Raw genomic sequence first — 23,547 nt, 5'->3', positions numbered from 1 at the left:
TCAGCGCCTAACGGACCCCGACCACGGCCGTCGCGAACAACGCCTCGGAATCGACCCGCCGAGCCGACAACCCCTCGTCGGCGAACGCCGCCACCGCAGCGGCCGCCTGATCCCGGCTCGTCTCGCACAGCACCGAGCCTCCCGGCGCGAGCCAGGAGGGCGCCGCCTCGGCGACCCGGCGCAGCACGGCCAGGCCGTCGGGCCCGCCGTCGAGTGCCACGTGCGGTTCGTGGTCGCGCGCCTCGGTGGGCATATCGGCGATGGCGCCGGTGGGTACATAGGGCACATTGGCCAGCAGGATGTCGATCCGCCCGCGCAGCGACTCCGGTAGCGCCTCGAAGAGGTCACCGGCCACCACCGTGCCGTACTCGGCGAGATTGCCACGGGCGCAACGCACCGCGGTCGCATCGACATCGGTGGCCACCAGCTCGATCTCACGCCCGAGCGCGCGTATCCGGACCGCGAAGGCCAGCCCCAGCGCCCCGCACCCGCAACACAGATCCACCACCCGCAGTACGCCCGGCCGGTCCGCGGCCATGGTCACCGCCGTCTCCACCAGCAGGGCCGTGCGCTGCCGCGGCACGAACACCCCGGGCTCGACAGCGATTCGCAGCCCGTCGAACTCCACCCAGCCGAGCACGTGCTCCAGCGGTGACCCCGCGATCCGGCGTTCGGCCAGTTCGTCCAGTGACACGCCGGAGGCCGCCGCTGCCCGGGCGAGCAGGGCGGCCTCCTCCTCGGCGAAGACGCAGCCGGCCGCACGCAGCCGGATGGTGAGGTCGGCGAGAACTCGTTGCATCCGTCCATAGTCGACGCACGACCGGCGCCGAGGCCAGTGAATTCCGCGACTGCCGAGGCCGATGGAGTGGTCAGCGCGAGGTGCTCAGCTGGAATGTGCGGGTGGCGTCGAGATAGATGCCGCGCTGGGACGAGCGTGCGGGCGGGGGCAATTGTGACACCAACTGCTCGAGCGAGGTCATCGCGCCGACCACGTGGGTGCCCGCGACGATGAAATCGGCGACCGCCCGGCGGATGTGGTTGGGCGAGGTGACCACCACCGCGCTGTTCGCGCCCACATTCCGCAGCAACTGAGTGCTGAACAGGGCGTTCTGCACGGTCGAACCGGCGCGGTTCTCCACGTGCACGCGGGCGGCCGGAATGCCGCGGCCGACCAGCCAGTTGCGCATGGCTTCGGCCTCGGTGATGCCGTTCTGCGGATTGCCACCGGTCACCACGATGGGGGAGAAGGGCGCGGCGACGGCCTGGATCCAGGCGGCGGTCAGCCGGTTGACCAGCTCGGGGCGCAGCGCGCCGTCGGGCAGCAGACCGTAGCCGAGCACCACGATGCCGGTCTGCGGCCCGATCAGCGCGGGCAACGGATTCGGCAGGGTGCCGACCGCGGCGCCGATCGCGCGGAACACATTGTCGGTACCCGCGGCCAGACCGGGATCGACGGCCCGCAGGCGGTTCATGGCGTCGTTCATGGCGATGAGGTCGTTGTCGAAGTGCGACCAGATGGCCTGCAGCGCGAGCGCTTCGGCATCGGCGGGGTCCATGCCGATCAGTGCCCGCAGGTCCGCGCGGCCGGCACCGGGATCGCCGGAGGTGAAATGGCGCTGCGCGGAGTTGTAGAGGGCATCGGTCTCGGGGGACGCCTGGGCGGGGGCTCCCGCCAGACCGGACAGTGCGACGGCGACGCAACCGGCCGCCAGAAGGGTCTTGCCTTGCCGGGGGAATCTCACTTCGGTCGACACCTTTCCACGAGTGTGAACGGGTCTACGGTTCGAGCGATCGGCCTCGGAGACAGCGGAAACAGGGCCCATTCACCATACGGCCGGTCGCGCCGAATCCCTGGTAATTCGTGACCGGTCACGGCGACACGCCGGACGCGCCCGAGCCGCCTGCGGGGCGGCTCCGGGGGCGCCGCACACCACGAGGATTAGGCTGTCCCGACGTGGATACCGTTTCGCTGACCGGCAAGGAACTCGCCGCCGCCATCAATGCCGACACCAAGCAGCGCGCGCAGGCGCTGACCGCCGCGGGCACCGGACCGCGGCTGGCCCTGATCGTGGCAAACGACGACCCGGCCAGCGCCTGGTACGTCAACTCGCTGCGCAAGGCCGCCGAGCGTCTCGGAATCGACTGCGACCGCATCGATCTCGGCGCCGACGCGTCGGCCGAACGCATCCGCGCCGAGCTCACCGAGCGCAGCGCCGACCCCGCCTTCGACGCGATCATGCTGCAGACCCCGCTGCCCGCGGGTGTCACCCTCGACGACGTGAGCCCCGCGATCGCCGCGGACAAGGACGTCGACGGCGTCAGCCCGCTCTCGCTCGGCCTGCTCGCCGCCGGCCTCGACGGCTTCGTCCCCGCCACCTCGCAGGCCGTGGTGGAACTGCTGAAGCATCACCGGATCACGCTGTCGGGGCGGCACGTCGCGGTGGTCGGCCGCTCGAACGTCGTCGGCAAGCCGCTGGCCCAGCTGCTGCTCGCCGAGAACGCCACGGTCACCGTCTGTCATTCGCGCACCACCGACCTGCCGTCGGTCACCTCGGCCGCGGACATCGTGGTCGCCGCGGTCGGCCGGGCCGGGCTGATCGCCGCCGAGCACGTCAGGGAAGGCGCGGTCGTGGTCGACGTGGGCACCAACGAATCCCCGGACGGCGGCATCGTCGGTGACGTCGACGCGGCCTCGGTGCAGGGCAAGGCCGCGAGCCTGAGCCCCGTCCCCGGCGGCGTCGGCCCGGTCACCACGGCCCTGCTCATGCGCCACGTGGTCGAAGCGGCCGAAAAGCACCGCGGCTGAGCCCAACCGATTCGGGCGGCTGAGCTTCAGGCGGCGGAGATGCTCGTGATGAGCGTGCGGCCGCCCGAATCCGCGACGCTGACCAGCTGCGGGTTGTAGGAGACCGGCGTCTGCCCCGGCCGGTGCTCGGTCACCACCACCCGGTACTGGCCCGCGAACGCGCCCGGGTTGATCGCCACGCAGTGGATCGTGCCCACCGGCACCGAGTCGATGCCCTGCTGGATCTCCTCGTCGGTGGGCACCGAGGCGTTCGGCGCGACCATGGCGCGCGCCAGTTCGGCCGAACGCTGGACGTAATAGGCGTATTGGAACGCGAAGATCACCGCGGGCCCGGAATCGGTGCCGCCCGAGCCGTTGCCCTGGATCCGATTACCCACCCGCTCGGCGGGGCACTGGGTGGCGGGGGAGGCGTCACCGGGCGCGGTCGGCACGGCCTCGGTGGTCGACGCCTGCCGCGGGGCGCCGTCGTCGCGCAGGAAGATCGTGGCCGCCGCCACCAGCGCCACCGCGGCCAGGCAGCCGAGCACCACCGGCGCCCAGCGCAACAGCGGGCCGCGCTTGGGTGAGCGGTCGATCATCCGCGCGAAGACGTCCTCCTCGGGAAAGAGGTCGGTGGTCCGGCCCGCGCCCGTCCGATCGACCACCTCCGGAGCCTTCGCCCGCGCCGTCCCCGGCAGCCGGTCCTGCCCGTCGAAACGGCCGCCCCCCAGCGGCTGGGTGTCCGGCGATGCGGACTCCGGTGCTTGCGGTCGCGCGCCCGGATCCCATCGATTCATGTCCCCGCCCTTCATCCGATGCGCCACCGCGGCACGCCTCGAAACAAACTCCCCGGGCACGATACCGCCGGGTAACGCGGATCAGCCAAATACGGGCCTTGACGCGCGAGCACGTGCGCAGCGCCACACACCGCCGCCGGAACGCTCTCGTGCCGGCACGGCCGCGCATGCCGCACATCGCCGTCGGCGGGATCTTCCCGGCGCACTGCTCCGGACGTCGGCGGGGCTCACCAGTGGATGTAGACCGGGTCTCCGACGCCGACGGTGTTGTAGTACCAGGCGGCATCCTCGGTGGAGAGATTGATGCAGCCGTGGCTGACATTGGCGTAGCCCTGCGAGTCCAGCGACCACGGCGCCGCGTGGACGAAAACGCCTCCCCAGGTGAGCCTTTCGGCGTACTCGCCGTCGATGAGATAGCCCTCCGGCGAGCTGAGCGGGATGCCGATGGTGCGGGAGTCGAACACGATCGAGCGGAACTTCTCCAGCACGGGGAAGGTGCCGGTCGGTGTCTCCCGGCCCGGCTTACCCATCGAGGCGGGCATGGTGCGCACCACCTGGCCGCCGATGCTCACCGTGAAGGTGTGTGCGGACATGTCGGCCTCGGCGTAGACGCCCGCATTGGTGGTGAATTCGGTGCGCACGTCACCGGCGCGCACGCTGATCACCGAGTTGGTGGGCAACAGGCCGTCCGGTGTCCACGTGAGCGAGCGGTCGCTCGCCCAGGAGAACGTGCCCGGCAGCGGCTCGTCGGCGGTGACGTGCACGGACCGCTCGGCGCGAGCCCTGTCGGTGACCGCTTCGGCGAACTCGACCGTGACCGGCTGGGCGACGCCGACCATCCGTCCGCCGGAGGGGGAGATGGTGGCGCGCAGGCCGCTGGATGTGGTGCCTACGGATATCGCGGACGCGCCGCCGGAACCGAAAACCATCAACGCGATGACCGTGATCGCGAGTAGAACAGGCCGGACGCTCCGCATGGGCGGCCACCCCTTTCGAACCTGGTGGACCGGGATAGACCAGTTTACGCCCGCATGATCAACAAGGCCGGTCGTGTCCGAAACCCGCCGACCGCCGCCGGCGTCCCACCGTCAGAGCGGCATTCCCGGTTCGCGGGTGATCCGGCCGCCCACCCGCTCCTGCACGGTGAACCCGTGCCGGCGGCACCACGCCGCCAGTTTCGGCACCGCCGAGTCGTCGTGGTAGATCGGTACCAACCGGGCGACGATGCGCATCCGGTGCTCGTCGGCCGTCCGGCACAGGTGCATCAGATTCGCGCTGCCAAGCCCCATGCCGCGCAATCCCGGCGTGACGGTGATGCTGTCGAGCTCGATCGTGCTGGTCCGCACCTCGAAGGCGACCGCGACCGGCCCCGCACCCGAACGGCGCAGTGCTGTCACCTCCGCGGGAATCGGCCGCAGCTCGCCGGGCAGGAAGCCGAGCAGCCGCTCCGCGGCCCGCTCGTCGGGCGCCAGTCGCACCGCGGTCAGCAGTCGTTCGGTCAGCGCCCGCACCTGTGCGCGGTCTCCGTCGGCCGCGGCCTCCCGGACCTGCGGTCCCGAACGCGCGATCGCCGCGAGCTCGGCGGCCCAGGCCGGCGCGGTCGCGCGGTAGCGGGGGACGAGCCCGGCGATGGCCGACTCCAGCGTCACCACGCCCTGAGTGCCCGGCAGCTCCCCGCCGGACAGCGGTCCCCAGCGCCGCTCCTCGGCGCCGACCCCGTGCCGGGACAACTTCCCGCGCAGCTCGACGAGCTTGCGATCGGCACGCTCGAGCTTGCCGCCGGGCAGCATGTGCACCCAGGTCGGCCAGCCGTCGAGATTGGTGCGAATCCGCAACTCGCTCAGTTCGATTCGCGCGGCGCGGTAGTTGCTCCATGCTTGCTCGCGGCCCTGGCGGACAGCTAGCGCAGGATCGTCACCGCCCCCCTGCGAGGCACTGATCTCCTCACTCATGCCCGTCAACGGTAGCTCGCGCGCTCCGACTTCGCCGAAAGTTGCTGTGACCGTCGGTGTCGATTCCTGCGATGAGCAGCTACCGACTTCGTGTGCCGCGCGATTGCCGGGGGCGCCGGACGCGTCGGGTCAGCGCAGGCGCACGGCGTGCAGTACCTCGTCGTGCAGGCTGTCGGCGCGCGCGGCGATCTCGTCGATACGCATCAGCACCGGCGCGAAGAGATCGCCCTCGGCGGCGGGCAGCGAGGCCACGTTGATCTCGATATTGAGCTGAGAGCTGGTGGCCGCGGCGCGCGCGGCATCGGCGGCCGCGCCGATATCGGTGACCACATTCGGGTTGCCGATCGGCAGCAGTTCCGCGGCCAGCGAGAGCACCTCGTCGGCCTGATCCACCACCGCGGCCGGCACCCGGGCGGCCTCGACCAGTGCGGCGTCGATGGCCGCCTTGCGGGCCGCCACCTCGGCCTCGGTGCCCTTGGGCAGCTTGTAGGCCTCACCGACGGCGGTGAACGCGGCGGCATCGGCGTCGGCCAGGGCCAGCGCCCGCTCGCGCGCGGCATCGGCGGCCTCGATGATCCGGTCGATCACCGGGCGGTGCTCGGCGTCCTTGGCGCGGGTGGTGTAGCGCGCCACCATCGCGACCAGCGCCGCGCCCTGGGCGGCGTGCAGCGCGGCGACGGCGCCGCCGCCGGGTGCGGGCACCTTCGCGCCCAGATCGGACAGGTAGCCGGCGAGCGTGGCCGTGCCGAAAGACCCGGCCGAGGCGGGCGAGGTGCTTTCCGGGGACGAGGTGGTCGGCTGCGACACGGAATTTCGGCCTTTCGATGACGGCGAATGACTACGGCCTCACGCTACTCGGCATCGTGACCTCCACCGCACGCGACACCGCGTGCCAGCCGGTGCGTGGCTCATCGGTTGCCGGGGTTATGTTGGGCACTATGCGGATCGGATTGGGCATCAACTACTCGGGCGGCTTCAAGGAAGTCGCGGCCGAAGTGGCCGACCTGGAGAAGGCCGGACTCGACATCGTCTTCGTGCCCGAGGCGTATTCCTTCGACGCGGTCAGCGCGCTGGGCTACCTCGCGGCCAAGACCGAGCGGGTCGAGCTGGCGTCGGGCATCATGCAGATCTACACCCGGACCCCCAGCCTCACCGCGATGACCGCCGCCGGCCTGGACTTCGTCTCCGACGGCCGCTTCCTGCTCGGCCTCGGCGCCTCCGGCCCGCAGGTCGTCGAAGGCTTCCACGGCGTCCCCTACGACGCGCCCATCGGCCGCACCAGGGAACTCGTCGAGATCTGCCGCAAGGTGTGGCGCCGCGAACGCCTCGAATACCAGGGCAAGTACTACCAGATCCCGCTGCCCGCCGACCGCGGCACCGGCCTGGGCAAGCCGCTCAAGCTCATCAACCACCCGGTCCGCGAGAACATCCCGATCCTGCTGGCCGCGCTCGGCCCGAAGAACGTGGAACTGGCCGCCGAGGTCGCCGAAGGCTGGCAGCCCATCTTCTTCCTGCCGGAGAAGGCGAAGGAGATCTGGGGCGACTCGCTGGCCGCGGGCAAGGCCAAGCGCGACCCCGCCCTCGGTGACCTCGAGGTGTTCGCCGGCCCCGCGCTGGCCATCGGTGAGAACGTGACCCCGCTGCTGGAGTTCGTCAAGCCGCACCTGGCCCTCTACATCGGCGGCATGGGCGCGAAGAGCAAGAACTTCTACCACACCCTGGCCACCAAGTACGGCTACGGCGCCGAGGCCGACCGCATCCAGGAGCTCTACCTCGCAGGCAAGAAGGAAGAGGCCACCAAGATCGTTCCCGACGACCTGGTGCGCGACATCTCCCTGATCGGCCCCGCCGGTTTCGTCAAGGAACGCATCGCCGCCTTCAAGGAAGCGGGCGCGACCGTCCTCAACGTCGTCCCCCTGGCCGCCACCCCCGCCGAGCGCGTCGGCCTCATCGAGCAGCTGCGCGAACTCGTCTGACCGGCTCCGAACACGCCGACGGCGTCCCGGCTCGTGCCGGGGCGCCGTCGTTGTGTGAGCTCAGTTACCGCCGATTGCGATCAGCGCCGCATCCAGCGTGGCGTAGAGCGCGAAGACCTGGTCCAAGCTGGTCATCTTCAACTGTCTGCTGGTGGCGGGCCCGTCCGCGACGATGGCGATCGCGGTGTCCTCACCGGCGCGCTGATGCGCACCGACCAGCGCGGCCATCCCGGCCGAGGCAAGGAAGCTGACCTGCGTCAGGTCGATGATGAGGTGCGCGGGCTTGTCCGCGAGCACTCCGTCGATCGCATTCTCCAATGCGGGAGCGGTCGCCAGGTCCACCTCGCCGTCCACCGTCAGCACCGTCGCCGCGTCGTGCACCGCGACAGAGGTGGTCATCGTGTCCGCCAAGGGGTACGCGTCTCCGGAAGTGTTGGTCACCCATCAACAACACACAAAATGTGTGGATTTTGCAAGGCGAACGCGTTCATGCGGCGGCACGGTACACCGGTCGGTGGCCCTTTTCGGGAGCGTGAAGGTCGCCACACCTCGGGCTCGACGATCGCTGTCGCCGACGAAGGCGCGGGCGGCGGCCATTCCGAACTCGCGTTCGACCCGGGTCGACGTGGTGTGACGGATCCGATGCGCGCTGACTCCGAGCGCCGCCCCCACGGCAGATGCCCGCGGATCCGGTCGATGAGGACGTCCTAGCGCCTGTTCCGCTGTCGCCGCTTTCAGTGCACCCCCTGCCCAATTGGGCTGCGAGTGCCGCAGGGAGTGCATAACCGGCTATCGGCTTGTGGTCGACGTGCATGATCGGACTCCGCTTCCGGGTTCTACTGGCGCAGATTGCGGTCGAACAGGGCCAGCAGCTCATGGTAGTGCCGTTCGGCGGCCTCGGGGTCGTGGGCGGAAGTATCGGCTTGGGTGAAACCGTGTCGGGCCCCCTCGTAGACCTCGGTGCGGTGACGGACGCCGGAGGCGGCGAGTGCCTTGTCGAACTGGGCGATGTGTTCCGGCGTCATGTGGTCATCCACGCCGGCGTGGGCGAAATACAGCTCGGCCGTGATGTTTCCGACGGCCAGATGCGGACTGTCCGGGGTGTCGGTGACGAGCGGTCCCCCGTGGAATCCGGCCACCGCCGCAACGCGATCGGGGAACATGGCGGCGGCCAGGACGGCCAGCCGCGCACCCATGCAGTAGCCGGTGAGGCCGACCTTCCCCGCGGAGACCTGCGGCGACGCCGCCAGCCATTGCAGGTAGGCGCCGGCATCCGAACGCAGGAGCGCTGGTGTCAGTTCGCGGATCATCGGGAAGACCTGGTGGAAGATCTCCGGCCGTTGCGCCGGGTCGATGAAGTCCGGTAGCTCGAGCACCGGCGCACGCCCGTGCCGGTAATAGGCGTTCGGAAGCAGGACGGTGTAGCCGTGGGCGGCGATACGATCGGCCAGCGCCTGCAGGCTGGGCCGCAGTCCGAAACCGTCCTGAATCACCAGTACTCCCGGATGGGTGGCATCGTCGTCGGGGTAGGCGAGATATGCGTCGGCGACACCATCGGGTGTCCGCACGTCTACCGAGATACCGTGCGTTGCAGTCATCGTTGAATCCTTCTGTCGTGGTTGATGTCCTGTGATCAACACGACGAAGGCGGAGCCCGCGCAATACCGCAGAGTCCTCTTTCGACAAGCGGCCCGACACCGGCCCGCACGGCGCTCAGAACAGCACCGGGTAACCCATCCGTGTGTGGCGCAACGCCGTCCCGGTAGTCATCGCCTCACACCGTAGCCCACCGGGCAGGACCGATGTCAACCCCGAGGCCGGGCGCAGTCCAACAGTCCGACACCCTGATCGAGCAGATCATGCACCGCAGGCCGGCGCTGCAACATCGTCGTCTCCCGGGTCGGAGTCTGCCGTTTCGGGCCGGACGCGGCCCGGCATCGGCCCTGCGCGCCCACGACCTGCCTCACCGATCGTCGATTCTGCGCCGCAGCGCGAGCACACCACTGGGCCAGGTGCCGTCCTGGCCCGCCACCACGACGCGCATACCCTCATCGACGCTTTCGTTGGACCACCCGCGCCGACAAACCCGAGAACGCAGGCTCGACAGCGGTATTCATCACCTACTCCGAGTGATCTTGTCCTCGGATCATCGCGACGAGCCGCCGGAAGTGAGCCAGCGCCGTCGACTGGACACTGGACACTCCCCGACCCGGGCTGTGGCTTCTGGAGTCACTCGGTGCCGAAGTCGCTGCTGCGGAGCGCTTTTCGGATGTCGGGTGAATGGCGGGGTTGCGCTGTCGATGATCCCGAACCGGTGCTGCGGGAGATCGAGCGGGTGTTGCGTCCCGGCGGTCGGCTGCCCTTCCTCCAGCACGTTCGCGCCGGGTCGCCGCGGCCGGCCCGATGGCAGGACCGGCCGGCCGAGCCGTGGCGCCGGTTCGCGGAGGGCCGCCACTGCATCCGTGCCACGCTCGAGCCGGTCCAGGAATGCGGGTCGAGCTCGACGAGGTCCAGGAATCGTCGTGGCGGGGAATGCCGCCGATCGTCCGCCCGCTGATCATGGGCACGGCCACCAAGGGGGTATCCGACCGGAGCCGCGCCGCACGGCGGCCGGAATCGCCCGGCCTTGCGTGCGGTGAGCGTGTAATCTCCAGGCACAGCGAGTTTTTCACACCCGAGGAGTGAGCGTGCCGGACGGAATCAGCGTGGATCTGCGCCAGGACCAACCGCACTCGGCCCGGATCTACGACTACTTCCTGGGCGGGAAGGATTGGTACGAGGCCGATCGGGCGGCCGCCGAGCAGATCGAGCGGTCCATACCCAACGTGCGTCTGCTGGCCAGGACCAACCGGGAGTTCATGCACCGCGCGATCCGGTTCCTCACCGATCAGGGCATCCAACAGTTCCTCGACATCGGCACCGGCATCCCGACCGCGCCGAATCTGCATCAGGTCGCTCAGGAGATCGCGCCGCAGGCGCACGTGGTGTACGCCGACAACGACCCGATCGTGCTGGCTCATGCCAGGGCGCTGCTGGTGGGCACGCCCGAGGGACGCACCGAGTATCTGCACGCCGACATCACCGATCCCGAGTCGATCCTCGGCGCAGCGCAACTGCGCGAGGCTCTCGATCTCTCGCAGCCGGTCGCGCTCAGCGTGATCGCGCTGGCACACTTCGTGACCGGCGAGCGGATCTACGACGTGATCGCCACCCTGCTCGAGCCGCTCGCGTCCGGGTCCTACCTGGTGATGACCCACTTCACGGCCGACGCCGACCCCGAGGGCGTCGCCAACACGGTCGAGGCCTACCGGCAGGGCGGGATCGACATCGAACCGCGTGACAAGGCCTCGGTCGCCCGATTCTTCGATGGCCTGGAGATGGTCGAACCCGGCATCGTGCCGATCCACCGCTGGCGGCCGAGCGGCATCGAGCCGCCGAAGTCCTACGACGACAAACTGCCGGGCTACGCCGTCGTCGGTCGCAAACCCTGACCTACAACGGCCGCCGCGTCGGCGCGGCAACGACACTCGGGTGCGTGGGTGGCCGCGGCGGCCGGCCGTACGACGCCCCGTCCCGAGCCGAACCCGGGTCGGACAGAGAGAAGCCGATCATCGTCGTCGGTATGCCGCGCTCGGGCACCACCCACCTCGTCAACTGATCGCCGCCGATACCCGGCGTCGCGCGCTGCCCTCCCGGGGGAGTCAGGAGCCGATGCCGCTGCCCGGTCATGGCCCCGGCCTCGACGGATCGCTTCCCGGAAGCGATCGAGGAGGAAGTGGAACTCCTCGGACCTCGATTGCGCGAGTCATGTCCTGGAGTGGTACGCCCGGGTGCCGGGCCGGCGGGATTTCCACCTGGAGCCGGATCAGCATCAGTACTACCGGTTCCTGCGGAAAGCGCTCCAGGCGTCGACCTCTCTCCGCGGCCCACGCAGCTGGGTGCTCGAGTCGCCGCAGCACAGCGAGCAAGTCGGACCGCTGATGGGGGCCTTCCCGCGAGCAGTGCGGCGGCCGTGACCCGTCCTGCCGGCGCGTTCGCCGGCCACGGTGACCGCGCACGCTACGAGTCGCGACCTCCACCTACATCCGGATCCGGTGTGGGCCGACCCGGAGCGCCGTCGCCCACGGCAGATGCCCGCGAAGCCGGTTCGCCATCCCATGCGGGCGGGTCCACGACCGCCGGTTCGGCCGGCCTCGCAGGTCGATTCGTCCATACCGCCGCAGCTGCTCGTTCGGCCACCATCCGACTCCATTGCCACACGCTGTCGCCCCCTCCGCCTCGCCCTACCAGTCAACTCGCACGGGCCGCAGCCGGACAACGGTGCCGGATGTCCCGATCTGTCCCGATGCCGTACGCGTGGAACGGCATCGGCATCACTCCTCGGCCTCGGGTGCTTGGCCGCGGGATTCGTGGAGCACCGGTGGCGACCCGGGCTGTGGCTTCTGGATTCACGCGGTGCCGCGGTGCCGGAGTGAATGCTGCGGAGCGCTTTTCGGATGTCGGGTGAACGTCGGGATCGGCATGCGCTCGGGCTGGCTCGGCTGTCATTCGTGATCAGGGTTCGGGGCGAAGCGAAGCCGGGCGGTTTCCGGGGGCGCCGTCCGGGTAGCTGCTGGGAAAGCGACCGGTGGCCGGATGGTGCTGTCGGCGGCAGCGGGAAGGGTGTGGTTGTGAAGGTGATCGGTGCGATTGTGTGTTCGGCGGCGGTGGGAGCGGTGGTGGTGCTTCCGGGGGTCGCGTCCGCTGCCCCGGTGCATTGTGTGGCGGAACGCGAGGTCGATGACACCGTTGTCGAAGGTGGTGCCGGCTGCCGCGCGGCCGTTGACGAGGCCGGGCACGCGCGGTCGTTCGGGCTCGGGGGTGTGGGTTACGCCCGTGCGGAACACGGTGCGGACGCGCTGGGCATCGGGATCGCGGGAGGTGTCGGAGCCAGTGAAGGTCGCGGCGGTGTCCCGCTCGCCTTCGGACTCGGTCGTGATGCGATGGCGGTGAGCAACGCCGTCGACGAGGACGCCGGTGATGGGGCGTCGAGGACGCTCGCGGTCGCTTTCGAAGGTTCGTTCGCCGAGGTCACCGCAGGAGCCGGGCAGTCGGTGGTGTGTCTGGGTGCGGGGGCATTCGCCTGGGATGAGCGTAGTGGCGCCGCCTGTCTGGCCACACCCTTCGGCGTGTGGACTCAGCAGCCACAACGGCCTTCCGCATCGTTCGCACCGTCGTAGCGGCCGCCCGACTCCCGGCCCGCACCGCGGCGTCTCCGGTGAGGATGAGTCCAGGCGCCCACCGCTGCTGCCACCGCCGTGGGTTCTGCGCGGGAGAGGCGGGCCGTGGTGGCCCGAGGGGCGGCCCAACGGCCCCGGTTACCAGTCGAGTTCGTCGCAGCCGGTCTGGTCTGCCGGTTCGACTTGGAGTGTGGCATGGGCTATCCGGTGGTCGTCTCGCAGTAGTCGGCGTGCCTCGGTCAGGACGGTGCGCGTGTCGCCGTGGCCGGGGACGACGAGGTGGGCGGTGGCGACGTTCATCCCCGAGGTCAAAGTCCACAGGTGCAGGTCGTGGACCGAAGCCACGCCCGGGATGCGGGCGAGGTCGGATTCGACCGCGGCGGGGTCGACGCCCTCGGGCACGTGCTGGGCCAGGACCGCGAGGACCTGGCGGCCGAGCACGACCGCGCGGACGACGACGAAAGCGCCGATCGCGAGGGCGATGATCGTGTCCCACAGCGGGTTTCCGGTGGCGACGACGAGCCAGCCCGCGGCGATCACCCCGACGGAGCCGGCGGTGTCGGCGACCACCTCGAGGTAAGCGCCTTTGACGTTGAGGCTTTCGGAAGCGCCCGCCCGCAGCAGCCCCATCGCGGCGATGTTGATCAGCAGGCCGAGCGCGCCGACGATGAGCATCGGTCCGGTCTCGACTTCGGGCCGGCTGCCGATGCGTCCGAGCGCGCCGATCACGATGTAGGCCGAGACTCCGAGCATCATCAGGACCGCGAATCCGGAGGCGAAGACCTCCGCGCGATAGGAACCGTAGGTGCGTCGCCCGGTGGTGTCCTTGCGAGTCGCGATACCGGTGGCGGCCAGCGCGGCGGCCAAGGTCACGACGTCGGCGGCCATGTGTCCGGCATCGGAGATCAGCGCCAGGGAGTCCGACAGCAGGCCGAAGACGAACTCGACGACGAAGAACGCGGAGATGAGGGCCAGAGCCAGTGCCAGGCGCCAACGGTGTCGTCCCGCGGCGTGCTCGCCATCCCCGCTGGTGGGCGCGTGACTGTGTCCGTGACCCATCAGGCCACACCTCCTCGGTACCCGATCACATGAGCGACAATACATAAACAGATGCGCATATGTCCAGGGAGGTGTGGGGACGGCGCCGGCCGCGTCCGCTGGTGGCGCTGTCAGCGCCGACATATCGAATCCCGAAGTTGTGTGGGCGACGGTGGTGATGACCGGATCGTTGTTGCCGGGGTTGGCCACCGGGCTGGTCGTGTTCCACGGTGCCCGGATCAGGTGCACACGATCGTGGGGCTCGGGTGCGGCAGCGGGTACACCACGTTCGGTACCGCCGGTTTCGAACCCGTTCGGATGATCCGACGTCAACGGTATCGAGCGGCGGCGACCAAGGCGTTCGGCACCCCGGTGCCGACCGTCGTCGCCGGTGCGGCCGGGGTCGCCGTGGCTGGGTGGTGAGGAGGAAATGATGCACGAGGACCGCGAACGCCCCGGTCGGCGGCCGCAGAATCGGCGTGATCCGGCGCAGGTGCACGGGCCGGCGGGACCGACCGCGCCGAGCACGCATCTGGTGGTTGGGTTCGACCGGCACAACGCCAGCCATGTCGCCCTCGATGTCGCGATCGGGTTGGCGCTCGCCCTCGACGCGCACCTGCATGTCGCCCACGTCATCGACAACGACGATCTGCCGATCGACCCCGACGCCGCGGACTGGGAGCGGGTCATCACCGAAGTCGTCGCGGATGAACGTGCGCAGGCCTGTGCGAAGCTGGCCGCGCTCCCGGGCAACTGGACCTATCATGCCCATCACGGCAATCCCGCGCAGCTGCTGAGCTCGATCGCCGACGCCCACGACGCGTCGATGATCGTGATCGGCGCCCCTCGCCACGGCGTGATGTCGCTGGTCGAACGTCTGCTCGGGGAGTCGGTGTCGGCCCAGCTGATCCATCACGGGCACCGCCCCGTGCTGTTGGTGCCCGAACACACACCTGCCTCGGCCCGACTGCAACGGAACAACTGAGTGACGCCGCCCCCGCATCCGCACGCGTCGACCCATTCCGCACCGCTGCGCGCGCCGATGAGCGCGTGGCGGTTCGTGTTCGCGTTCGGAACCATCAGCCTGCTCGCCGACTTCGTCTACGAAGGGGCACGCTCGATCACCGGCCCCCTGCTGGCGTCCTTAGGGGCGAGTGCGTTCGTCGTCGGCGTCGTCACCGGAATCGGGGAAGCCGCCGCGCTGGCCTTGCGCCTGGTCTCCGGGCCGCTGGCCGACCGCACGCACCGGTTCTGGGCGTTCACGATCGCCGGCTATGCGCTCACCGTGGTCACGGTCCCGTTGCTCGGCGTCGCCGCGACCTTGTGGGTCGCGTGCACGCTGGTGATCGCCGAACGCGTCGGCAAAGCCGTGCGCAGCCCCGCCAAAGACACCCTGCTCTCCCACGCCACGACGGCCACCGGCCGTGGCCGCGGGTTCGCTGTCCACGAAGCCCTCGATCAGATCGGCGCTCTGATCGGACCGCTGACCGTCGCCGCCGTCTTGGCCGTGACCGGCGGGAACTACGGCCCCGCTCTGGGAATCCTCGCTCTGCCCGGGGCGCTGGTGATGGCCCTGCTGGTGTGGTTGCGCGCCCGCGTCCCGGACCCGACCCGGTACGAAACCGATCGAACCGAACCGTCCGAAACCTCCTCCTCCGGCGACACCGATGACACCGGCCGATGGATGCGATCACTTCCCGCATCGTTCTGGGTGTATTCCGGATTCTCCGCGGCCACCATGATCGGCTTCGCCACTTTCGGAGTCGTGTCGTTCCACCTGATCGCCCGCGACCTACTGCCCGCGGCCGGGGTGCCGCTCGTCTATGCCGCCGCGATGGGCGCCGACGCGGTCGCGGCACTGCTCACCGGCTGGGCATATGACCGCATAGGCGTGAAAGTCCTGCTCGCCCTGCCGATTCTGGCCGCGCTCGTGCCCGCACTGGCCTTCACCGAGACCGTGGCGTCGGCGGTGCTCGGCGCGCTGCTGTGGGGTGCGGCGGTCGGAGTGCAGGAATCCACGCTCAAAGCCGTCGTCGCCGACCTGGTCGCGCCGGGGCGCCGCGCCACCGCCTACGGCCTCTACGCCGCGGTCATCGGTGTCGCCACCGCGGTCGGCGGCGCGGTCACCGGACTGCTCTACCAACTGTCGATCCCGGCGCTGATCACCACGGTCGCGGTGATCCAGCTCGCCGCGATCGCGGCCCTGTCGACCACGATCCGCCGGACCGGGCGCCCGGTGAGAGGCCGACACCGCTGAGCGCTGTCGGCCTCGGACGGCAGCGGCCGCGGCGCGGCCTCCACGATGGTCACCTCGGCGTCGAAAGATCGCCACACACCGGCGAATTCACGCTTCGGTAGCACAGTTGTGGTCGAGGGTGGTTTTCGGAATGTGGTCGTGCCACGATCGAGGGGCTGTTGATGCGTGCCGTTTCAGGTGGGAGGCCGCCGTGACTTCCGGGCAGACGATGTGGCGGGTGGTGGTGCCCACGGCGTTGACCGCGGTGCTGTCGACCGGCTCGGCAGTGGCGGTGAACTATGCGACCGGCGGTGATCACTCGGGGTGGATGTGGGTGGCGGTGGCAGTGTTGACCGTCGGGGTGTTCGCCGTGTCGCTGTGGACGCAGGCTGCCGGATCCTCCACGGCCTCGCAGCCGATGGCGCCCGGGGTGGTCGCGTCGGGTGCGCGCAGTGTCGCCGTTCACGGTAGCCCGGCCGGGCCGATCCGAACCGGTGATGACGGAGTGTCGGCTGCGGCCCCCCACGCATCCTCGCCGTCGCCCGTTCCGGGACCGGCCCCGCGGCCCGCACCCGGTGCGGTGGCAGCGTCGGGGGAGCGAGCGGTGGCGATCAGCGGGGATCCCGGCGCGGAGATCACCACCGGTGACCGCCACGTCCCACCGGCTCAGCAGTGAGCGCCCGGCGGCCGGGCCGCGACCATCCGGATGAGCCGAATACGCCGGAACAGCCTGCAGAAGAACATCTTCGGAGTCATCGGGGTGGCACGTTCGCCTCGGGACCCCGGTCCGTGGCGGTCGACACCGGCGGCGGAATCTTCGCAGGCACAGTGCAAACCGGCGACCACGCCCGGGTGGTGCAGTTGCCTGCCGAGGCGTATCGGCCCGTCGCCGAGATCGACGCGCCACCCGGTATCGACAACGTCGCGCCGTGGCCGGGGTGGTTCGTCGGGCGCGAAGCCGAGCTGGATCGGCTCGACGCTGCCGTCACAGTGGCTGACGGGCCGGTGGTGACAGCTGTGGTGCACGGGCTGGGCGGAATCGGAAAGTCCAGCCTGGCCGCGTACTGGGCCGGCACCCGCGCGCACGGGTGCGCCCCGATCGTGTGGGTGAGCGCGCACTCGCACGCTGCTGCGCGGCGAGGGCTGGCGAACTTCGCGACGCGGCTGCAACCGGCCCTGGCCGAAGCCCTGACCGTCGAGCAACTGGCCGAGCGGGCGGTGCAGTGGCTGGCCACCCACCGCGGTTGGCTGCTGATCCTCGACAACGTGGAGCGCCCCGGAAGCCGTCGACCGCGCCCGTGCTCGCGCCACGATCACTCTGTGGGCCCGCATGCCCGGACATCGGGATCCGGTGGATTGGCCCACCGGGCGAGCGCTGCTGCCGCACATCGAAGCGCTGACCGGCTATCCGATCGACAGCCGTGCGGGGACCACGATCGCCGAGATTCACCAAGGCCGCGTCCTTCCAGTTCGGTCAAGGCCTCCACGCCGATGCACTGGCCAACTTCCAGCGGGCTCTCATCGACTACGAGCGTCTGCTGGGCATGTACCCGCTGTTCGAGCACGCCGTTTCCGATCAGGCGCGGGTGCTCGGTGACGATCACCCCGAAACTCTGGTCACCAGCAACAACCTCGCCGCCGCCTTCCGATCTGCGGGGCGGATGTCCGAAGCGATCGCGCTCGGCGAGCGAACGCTCGCCGCCCGGCAGCGGGTGCTGGGTGATGATCATCCCGAAACCATCGGGTCGCGCAACAATCTCGCCGCCATCTACAGCGGGGCAGGACAGGTGCAGAAGGCGATCCTGCTCTACGAGCAGACCCGCACCGATTTCGAGCGCACCCTCGGCACCGGGCACCCCAGCACTCTGGCCGTACGCAACAATCTCGCTACCGCCTATCAGGCGGTGCAACGCCTGGACGAAGCGATCGCGCTCTACGAGCGTGGTCTCACCGACTGCGCGCAGACCCTCGGTCCCGCACATCCCACGATGGCGTCGGTCCGCCGCAATCTCGCGGCCGCGCGCCGTCACAGTGACCACGGTTCCCGGGCAGCAGACGGCAACCGTAGAGCGACGGTGCTGGCCAGGTGTCACCGAGTTCGATGACACTCACCGCGGCAATTGCGAATAGTTGTTCTGAACCAACGTATTCGATTTTCCTGCAGGGCATTTCGATCGGTCCGCGTAGGGGCCTGAGTCATTCGAATCCGGGACTCGAGTCCTGATTCGGCTGGATCTCGGCTATCGCATCGTCCCGATGTGGCCCGACCTGCGGCTCGAGTATTCCGGCGGCGAACAATCGCCGCTACGATCGCCCGAGAGTGCGATGTGATCCCGATCTGTGAATGCCTCGATTACAGGAGGTTCCATGAGTGAGCACGAAGTCAAGATGATCATCCTGTCGACCGACGACCTGGACGAATCCATCCGGTTCTACAGTGAAACCCTGGGAATGCCGCTGAAGTTCCGCGACGGCGCCCACTTCGCCGCGCTCGACGGCGGTCCGATCACCCTCGCCCTCGCGACCGCGGTCGACCATCCCATTCCCGGCCAGGTCGTCGTCGGCATCAAGACCGCCGACGTCGACGCCGCGGCGAAAGCGATCGAAGCCGCCGGTGGCGGCATCGTGCAGGGGCCGTACGACGACGCGCACGAACGCCGTGCCGTGGTCTTCGACAACAAGGGCAACGGCGTGGTCTTGTACAGCCCGCTGGCCAGGTAGGGCTCCGATGGAGGCGCGCTGTCCCGGGACATGGGCCGGTGGCCGATCATGACCCTCGATGCCCGTGCCCGGGATCTCGGGTACGCGGCCGGCTGGCGGCTGGTCCGTGCCCTGCCGCAGCGGCAGGCGATGCGACTGTTCCAGATCGCCGCCGATCGCGCAGCCCGTGATGGTGGACCGGTTCAGTTGCGGCTCAATCTGTCCCGGGTGCTGTCCACCACCCCCGCCCGAGTGCCCGATGAACTCGTCCACGCGAGTCTGCGCTCCTATGCGCGGTACTGGTGCGAGGCATTCCGGCTACCGTCGATGGACCCGGTACGGCTGGGCGCGGCCATCGACTCCGCGGCCACCGGGCTCGAACACATTCACGAGGCGGTCGCGCGCGGACGCGGGGTCGTGCTGGCGCTACCGCACAGCGGCAACTGGGACCTGGCCGGGGTGTGGGTGGTCCAGCGGATCGGCACCCCGACCGTCGTCGCCGAGCGGCTGCAGCCGGAATCGCTGTTCCGTCGCTTCGTCCGGTTCCGTGAAGGTCTGGGATTCGAGATCATCCCGCTCACCGGAGGCACGCGGGCGCCGTTCGAGCACCTGACCGCCCGGCTGCGGCAGGGGCGGGTGGTCGGACTGCTCGGTGAGCGCGATCTGTCCGGTGCGGGTGTGCCGGTCAGCTTCTTCGGTGAGCCGGCCTACATGCCGGCCGGTCCGGCGCGGCTGGCGATCGACACCGGTGCGCCGCTGCTGCCGGTGCACTGCTGGTTCACTCCCGACGGTTGGGGATTCCACGTCGGCGCGCCGATCGACACCGCAGGCGGAGTGCAGCACACGACTCAGGCGCTGGCCGACCGGTTCGCCGCAGGCATCGCCGCCCATCCGGCCGACTGGCACATGCTGCAACGGGTGTGGATCGCCGATCAGTAAGGGTCCTATGGCCGCTGTGCAGCCCGGCGCGCGGGAGTAGTGTCGCGAACGAAGCCTCGTCCACACCGAGAATCAACGACATCTCCAGCGCGAGGAGAGTCATGACCGACACCCGGATCGGTACCGAGTCCCGAACGGTCGACCGCAGCGGCGATGCGGCCGCGGCGGAGAATGCTCCCCCGGTCCGAGGACAGCCGGTCCGCCACGACGAGATCGACGCAATCGTCGACACCGCCGCCACCGCCGCGGCGGCCTTCCGGACGCTCGATCAGCAGCAGGTCGACACGATCGTCGCAGCGATGGCGCGCGCCGGGATCCGGGCGGCGGCGGAACTCGCCGCGGTGGCCATCGAGGAGACGGGCTTCGGCGTTTTCGAGGACAAGGTCGTCAAGAACTACGTGGCCACCGAGTTCCTCTACGACTACCTCGAGGACAAGAAGTCCGTGGGAGTGATCGAGGAGGATCTCGAGCGCAGCATTGTCCGCGTCGCCGAACCGATCGGCGTCGTCGTGGCCGTCACCCCGGTCACCAATCCCACCTCCACGGTGCTCTACAAGGCGATCGTCGCCGCCAAGACCCGCAACGCGGTCATCTTCCGGCCCTCGCCGTACGCCGTGCGATCGTGCGAGCGCACGGTCGAGATCCTGCGCGCGGCGGCCGAGGCCGCCGGCATGCCTCCCGGCGCCCTGCAGGTGATTCCCGACGCCGAACACGAAGTGACCCACTACCTGTTCAAACATCCGCGGGTCGATTTCATCTGGGTCACCGGCGGACAGAAGATCGTCTCCCTCGCCAATGCCGCCGGAAAGCCGGCCCTGGGGGTGGGGCCCGGTAACGCCCCCATCTATCTGCATCGCACGGCCGATATCAAGGGCGCCGTCGTCGACATCCTGATTTCGAAGACCTTCGACGCGTCGGTGATCTGCCCCGCCGAACAGACCTGCATCATCGACGACGAAATCTATGACGCCACCGTCGCCGAATTCGAGAAGATGGGTGCTCACCTGCTCAGCGACGAGGAAGCCGAGGCGCTCGCGGACTTCGCGTTCGGCTGCGGCGACAAGGTGAACCTCGAAGCCCTCGGTCAGCAGGCCCCCGAGCTCGCCAGACGCGCGGGCTTCACCGTCGACGAGTCGGTCAAGGTGCTGCTGGCGTCCCTGCCCGCGGATCTCGACCGGCTCGCCGCGCACCCGCTGGTGCAGGAGAAGTTGATGCCCGTGCTCGGGTTGGTCCGCGCCCGCGATGTCCAGCACGGTATCGATGCCGCCGTCCTGGTCACCGAGCACGGCGGTCTCGGCCACACCTCGGCGATCTACGCCAAGGACAAGGCCGTCATCGACGCGTACGGGTTGGCGGTACGCACCGGCCGGATCCTGGTCAACGCTCCCACCGCGGTCGGAGCGCTCGGCGGGGTGTACAACAACCTGACTCCGACCTTCTCCCTCGGTTGCGGCACATGGGGTGGATCCAGCACCACCGAGAACGTCAACTACCTGCAACTGCTCAACATCAAGACCGTTTCGTACCGGCGCACACCGCCGCAGTGGTTCCGGGTGCCGTCCAACATCTACTTCAATGCCGGCGCGTTGGAGAATCTGCGCGAGATCGCCTGCACCAGCGTGGTGGTGATCACCGATGCGCTCAGCGAACAACGGGGTGTCGTCGACGAATTGCGCGGCCATCTGCGCGCCCAGCACATCAAAGTGTTCAGCGAGGTCGAGCCGGAGCCCGACGAGGCAACCATTCGCCGCGGCGTCGCGCTGCTCGGGGAGTTTCCTCCGGATCTGCTCGTCGCCATCGGCGGCGGCTCGGTGATCGACGCGGCCAAGGCGATCAGGCTCTTCTACGAGCATCCCGACAAGGAACTCGAAGAGCTGACCCTGCCGTTCCTCGACCCCCGCAAGCGCATGGCCGACTACCCGCAGGATCCCCACCAGCTTCGGCTGGTGGCGATTCCCACGACCGCCGGGACCGGGTCGGAGGTTTCGCCCGCGGCTGTCCTCACGGTCGCCGGCCGCAAGGAGACCCTGGTCGACTACTCGCTGGTGCCGGACATGGCGGTCGTGGATCCACTGCTCACGATGTCCATGCCGCGCACTCTGACCGTCGACACCGGCATCGACGCGCTGACGCACGCGCTGGAGGCGGCCGCGTCGATCTTCGCCTCGCCCTACACCGATGCCTTCTGCGTCCAGGCCGCGCGTCTGATCTTCGAGGCGCTGCCGAGGGTGTACGACGATCCGAACGATCTGTCCGCGCGCACCGATATGTCCAATGCCGCGACGCTCGCCGGCCTGGCTTTCTCGAACGCGTTCGTCGGGACCAATCATGCGCTCGCGCATGCCGTCGGCGCGCGATTCGGCATCGCCCACGGCCGGGTGAACGGCGTGTTCCTGCCCCACACCCTGCGGTACAACGCGAGCTTGCCCACGAAATTCATGCCGGCGCCCGGCTATTCGGCTTACATCGCGCCGGACAAGTACGCCCAGCTCGGGCGGATCGTGTTCGGTGGTCACGAGCCCGAGGAGAGCCGTCGTCGGCTCTTCGAAGGCGTCGAGGATCTGCTGCGCCGGATGGGCGTGCCCCGGACCCTGAAGGAGATCGGCGTCCGCGAGGACGATTTTCTCGCGGCGCTGCCCGAGCTGGCGATGACCGCTTTCCAGGATCTCAGTAATCGCACCAATCCGCGGATGCCGTTGATCAGCGAGATCACCGCCCTGCTCCGGCTCGGTTACTACGGGCAGGGAGACGATGCCCACTGACCGCACCGCCCAGCGAAATCGACTCGAAACATTCCGTTGATGGCTCGGTCACAGTCGGCGGCAACTATTGAGCGAAGGTTGAGCCGGATGTGAGGCGGTGGAATATATGCGAGCGAATCTCCTTGTGCTTTCGCGTATCACGTTCACCGTTGCCGACTGCCTGCGCGCATTCACCTTGCGGCAGCCGAGGCTGGCTCTGCTCTCCGTAGAGATCAGTCGTTCACGAACCAGGTCTTTCGGGCTGCGCTGACCGACGGTCGGCAAGCCGATCTCATACCGGCGTCCGGCAAGCAGGCGGATCGTGTTCGCCTGCGCCGTTGCTCGTCGCAATTCTGTGGTGCGTGCGGCATCGTGTGGACCGCGGCCGGCCGGCTTTCAGGTGCGATACCCCCGGCCCGCCGCCTGTTGCCGGAACCGCCGGTGTGCCGGCGTGCGCCGCCACCGCCATTTTCGTGAGAAATCCAGTTCGTGAAAGTTGTTGTGATGAAACGTGCTAGCGACCGGAACAGCGTGGCCGCCGCGGGGGAAAACGACCACCCGCCGATGTCTGCTGTCCCTGTGGTCGACATGGCCATGGCTCGTGCCGGTGGCGACAGCCGTCGGCGAGTCATCCGATCCATCGACCGTGCCAATCGTGAGGTCGGTTTCCTGACCTTGATCAATCACGGCGTCGAGCAGCGGTTGCTCGACGACCTCTATGCTGTTTCCGCGTCATTTTTCGATCTCCCGGAGCAGGTGAAGCTCCGGTATGTCCGCGATCGCTCGATCAGCCGGGGTTATGTCCCGCCGAAGCATCGGGCGCTGGCGAAGACTCGCGGCAAGATGACGCCGGGCGACCTCGTGGAACTGTTCGCGATGGGACTGCCCGATGTGCCGCAGGAGGAATATTTCACCTCCGAACGCGCCGGCGCCAACTTCGAACCCAATGAGCCTTTTTCATCTTCAGGCAGCGGCTTGAAGCTCTCGATCATGGAGAACGTGGACCGCCCGGACCAGCAGCCCGGTCTTGAACGGGCAGCACCGCAGTTTCTGCAGGATCTTCCACGTCTTCAACTGCGCGAACGCTCGCTCACCGCGGGCTCGTAGCCGTGCGTGTGCACGGTTGGCGTTCTTCTGTGAGGCCGGTTTACCACGGCCCTTGTG

General features: G+C 69.0%; 21 protein-coding genes and 3 pseudogenes. 14 read left to right on the top strand and 10 right to left on the bottom strand.

Annotated elements, in window-relative coordinates:
- Positions 1–7: 7 nt before the first annotated feature.
- Both ON26_RS15990 and ON26_RS15985 read right to left on the bottom strand, forming a co-directional pair.
- Positions 8–799 (bottom strand): putative protein N(5)-glutamine methyltransferase, encoded by a 792-nt coding sequence (locus tag ON26_RS15990; protein ID WP_040796952.1) that lies wholly within the window; start codon positions 797–799, stop codon positions 8–10.
- A gap of 70 nt (positions 800–869) precedes the next feature.
- Entirely contained in the window at positions 870–1,742 is an 873-nt protein-coding gene (locus ON26_RS15985) for a YdcF family protein (RefSeq protein ID WP_040796963.1), read from the bottom strand.
- A 212-nt stretch (positions 1,743–1,954) separates the two neighbouring features.
- Here ON26_RS15985 and ON26_RS15980 point away from each other — a divergent pair, with 212 nt between their 5' ends.
- Positions 1,955–2,806, top strand: a complete 852-nt coding sequence (locus ON26_RS15980; protein WP_040796951.1) for a bifunctional 5,10-methylenetetrahydrofolate dehydrogenase/5,10-methenyltetrahydrofolate cyclohydrolase — start codon at positions 1,955–1,957, stop codon at positions 2,804–2,806.
- A 26-nt stretch (positions 2,807–2,832) separates the two neighbouring features.
- Here the strand turns inward: ON26_RS15980 and ON26_RS15975 are convergent, their stop codons facing one another.
- From ON26_RS15975 to ON26_RS15960, 4 genes are all read right to left on the bottom strand, one after another.
- Positions 2,833–3,582: a DUF8176 domain-containing protein gene (locus ON26_RS15975; protein ID WP_157171920.1), complete on the bottom strand. Its 750-nt coding sequence runs from the start codon at positions 3,580–3,582 to the stop codon at positions 2,833–2,835.
- Between the two features lie 227 nt (positions 3,583–3,809).
- On the bottom strand, positions 3,810–4,559 hold the full coding sequence (locus tag ON26_RS15970; protein WP_040796950.1) for a L,D-transpeptidase: 750 nt from the start codon (positions 4,557–4,559) through the stop codon (positions 3,810–3,812).
- 111 nt (positions 4,560–4,670) lie between these two features.
- On the bottom strand, positions 4,671–5,534 hold the full coding sequence (locus tag ON26_RS15965; RefSeq protein WP_040796949.1) for a hypothetical protein: 864 nt from the start codon (positions 5,532–5,534) through the stop codon (positions 4,671–4,673).
- A gap of 129 nt (positions 5,535–5,663) precedes the next feature.
- Entirely contained in the window at positions 5,664–6,341 is a 678-nt protein-coding gene (locus tag ON26_RS15960; RefSeq protein WP_083884124.1) for a cyclodeaminase/cyclohydrolase family protein, read from the bottom strand.
- A 131-nt stretch (positions 6,342–6,472) separates the two neighbouring features.
- Between ON26_RS15960 and ON26_RS15955 the strand changes: the two genes are divergently transcribed.
- On the top strand, positions 6,473–7,510 hold the full coding sequence (locus tag ON26_RS15955; RefSeq protein ID WP_040796948.1) for an LLM class F420-dependent oxidoreductase: 1,038 nt from the start codon (positions 6,473–6,475) through the stop codon (positions 7,508–7,510).
- A gap of 60 nt (positions 7,511–7,570) precedes the next feature.
- On the opposite strand, the gene ON26_RS15950 is transcribed toward ON26_RS15955, so the two are convergent.
- Both ON26_RS15950 and ON26_RS15945 read right to left on the bottom strand, forming a co-directional pair.
- Positions 7,571–7,909: an STAS domain-containing protein gene (locus ON26_RS15950; RefSeq protein WP_040796960.1), complete on the bottom strand. Its 339-nt coding sequence runs from the start codon at positions 7,907–7,909 to the stop codon at positions 7,571–7,573.
- A 437-nt stretch (positions 7,910–8,346) separates the two neighbouring features.
- A complete protein-coding gene (locus tag ON26_RS15945; RefSeq protein WP_040796947.1) occupies positions 8,347–9,108 on the bottom strand; it encodes a dienelactone hydrolase family protein in 762 nt (253 codons plus the stop codon).
- A gap of 1,089 nt (positions 9,109–10,197) precedes the next feature.
- Between ON26_RS15945 and ON26_RS15935 the strand changes: the two genes are divergently transcribed.
- The 3 genes and pseudogenes from ON26_RS15935 to ON26_RS15925 all read left to right on the top strand — a co-directional run bounded on the left by ON26_RS15935 (position 10,198) and on the right by ON26_RS15925 (position 12,729).
- Positions 10,198–11,001 (top strand): SAM-dependent methyltransferase, encoded by an 804-nt coding sequence (locus tag ON26_RS15935; protein WP_245545868.1) that lies wholly within the window; start codon positions 10,198–10,200, stop codon positions 10,999–11,001.
- A gap of 107 nt (positions 11,002–11,108) precedes the next feature.
- Positions 11,109–11,511: pseudogene (locus ON26_RS34575) on the top strand (sulfotransferase); the annotation flags it as partial.
- A gap of 669 nt (positions 11,512–12,180) precedes the next feature.
- The gene (locus ON26_RS15925) at positions 12,181–12,729 is read left to right on the top strand and encodes a DUF6764 family protein (protein ID WP_040796944.1); all 549 of its coding nucleotides are present in this window, start codon (positions 12,181–12,183) and stop codon (positions 12,727–12,729) included.
- Between the two features lie 138 nt (positions 12,730–12,867).
- Here the strand turns inward: ON26_RS15925 and ON26_RS15920 are convergent, their stop codons facing one another.
- Positions 12,868–13,788, bottom strand: a complete 921-nt coding sequence (locus tag ON26_RS15920) for a cation diffusion facilitator family transporter (RefSeq protein WP_040796943.1) — start codon at positions 13,786–13,788, stop codon at positions 12,868–12,870.
- A 409-nt stretch (positions 13,789–14,197) separates the two neighbouring features.
- Here ON26_RS15920 and ON26_RS15910 point away from each other — a divergent pair, with 409 nt between their 5' ends.
- The 9 genes and pseudogenes from ON26_RS15910 to ON26_RS34570 form a co-directional block, all read left to right on the top strand.
- The gene (locus ON26_RS15910) at positions 14,198–14,752 is read left to right on the top strand and encodes a universal stress protein (RefSeq protein ID WP_373280945.1); all 555 of its coding nucleotides are present in this window, start codon (positions 14,198–14,200) and stop codon (positions 14,750–14,752) included.
- A 57-nt stretch (positions 14,753–14,809) separates the two neighbouring features.
- Positions 14,810–16,024 (top strand): MFS transporter, encoded by a 1,215-nt coding sequence (locus ON26_RS15905; protein WP_040796941.1) that lies wholly within the window; start codon positions 14,810–14,812, stop codon positions 16,022–16,024.
- Positions 16,025–16,214: 190 nt separating this feature from the next.
- Entirely contained in the window at positions 16,215–16,679 is a 465-nt protein-coding gene (locus ON26_RS15900) for a hypothetical protein (protein WP_157171919.1), read from the top strand.
- Positions 16,676–17,263, top strand: a pseudogene (locus tag ON26_RS35220) (AAA family ATPase); the annotation flags it as partial. The gene ON26_RS15900 and the pseudogene ON26_RS35220, both read left to right, overlap by 4 nt.
- A 161-nt stretch (positions 17,264–17,424) precedes the next feature.
- Complete coding sequence (locus ON26_RS15890; RefSeq protein ID WP_051027127.1) at positions 17,425–18,108, top strand: tetratricopeptide repeat protein; 684 nt, start codon at positions 17,425–17,427, stop codon at positions 18,106–18,108.
- Between the two features lie 262 nt (positions 18,109–18,370).
- The gene (locus ON26_RS15885; RefSeq protein WP_040796938.1) at positions 18,371–18,724 is read left to right on the top strand and encodes a VOC family protein; all 354 of its coding nucleotides are present in this window, start codon (positions 18,371–18,373) and stop codon (positions 18,722–18,724) included.
- Between the two features lie 48 nt (positions 18,725–18,772).
- A complete protein-coding gene (locus tag ON26_RS15880) occupies positions 18,773–19,642 on the top strand; it encodes a phosphatidylinositol mannoside acyltransferase (RefSeq protein ID WP_040796957.1) in 870 nt (289 codons plus the stop codon).
- A 101-nt stretch (positions 19,643–19,743) separates the two neighbouring features.
- Complete coding sequence (gene adhE, locus ON26_RS15875; protein ID WP_040796937.1) at positions 19,744–22,404, top strand: bifunctional acetaldehyde-CoA/alcohol dehydrogenase; 2,661 nt, start codon at positions 19,744–19,746, stop codon at positions 22,402–22,404.
- 483 nt (positions 22,405–22,887) lie between these two features.
- Positions 22,888–23,274: pseudogene (locus tag ON26_RS34570) on the top strand (2-oxoglutarate and iron-dependent oxygenase domain-containing protein); the annotation flags it as partial.
- Positions 23,275–23,346: 72 nt separating this feature from the next.
- Here the strand turns inward: ON26_RS34570 and ON26_RS34565 are convergent.
- A partial coding sequence (locus ON26_RS34565) for a transposase family protein (RefSeq protein WP_281032398.1) occupies positions 23,347–23,547 on the bottom strand: 201 nt, incomplete at its 5' end.

The sequence above is a fragment of the Nocardia higoensis NBRC 100133 genome (assembly GCF_000308595.1).
Lineage (GTDB): Bacteria > Actinomycetota > Actinomycetes > Mycobacteriales > Mycobacteriaceae > Nocardia > Nocardia higoensis.
Note: the sequence above shows the minus strand (reverse complement) of the source record. Positions and strands in the feature narration are given on the sequence as shown.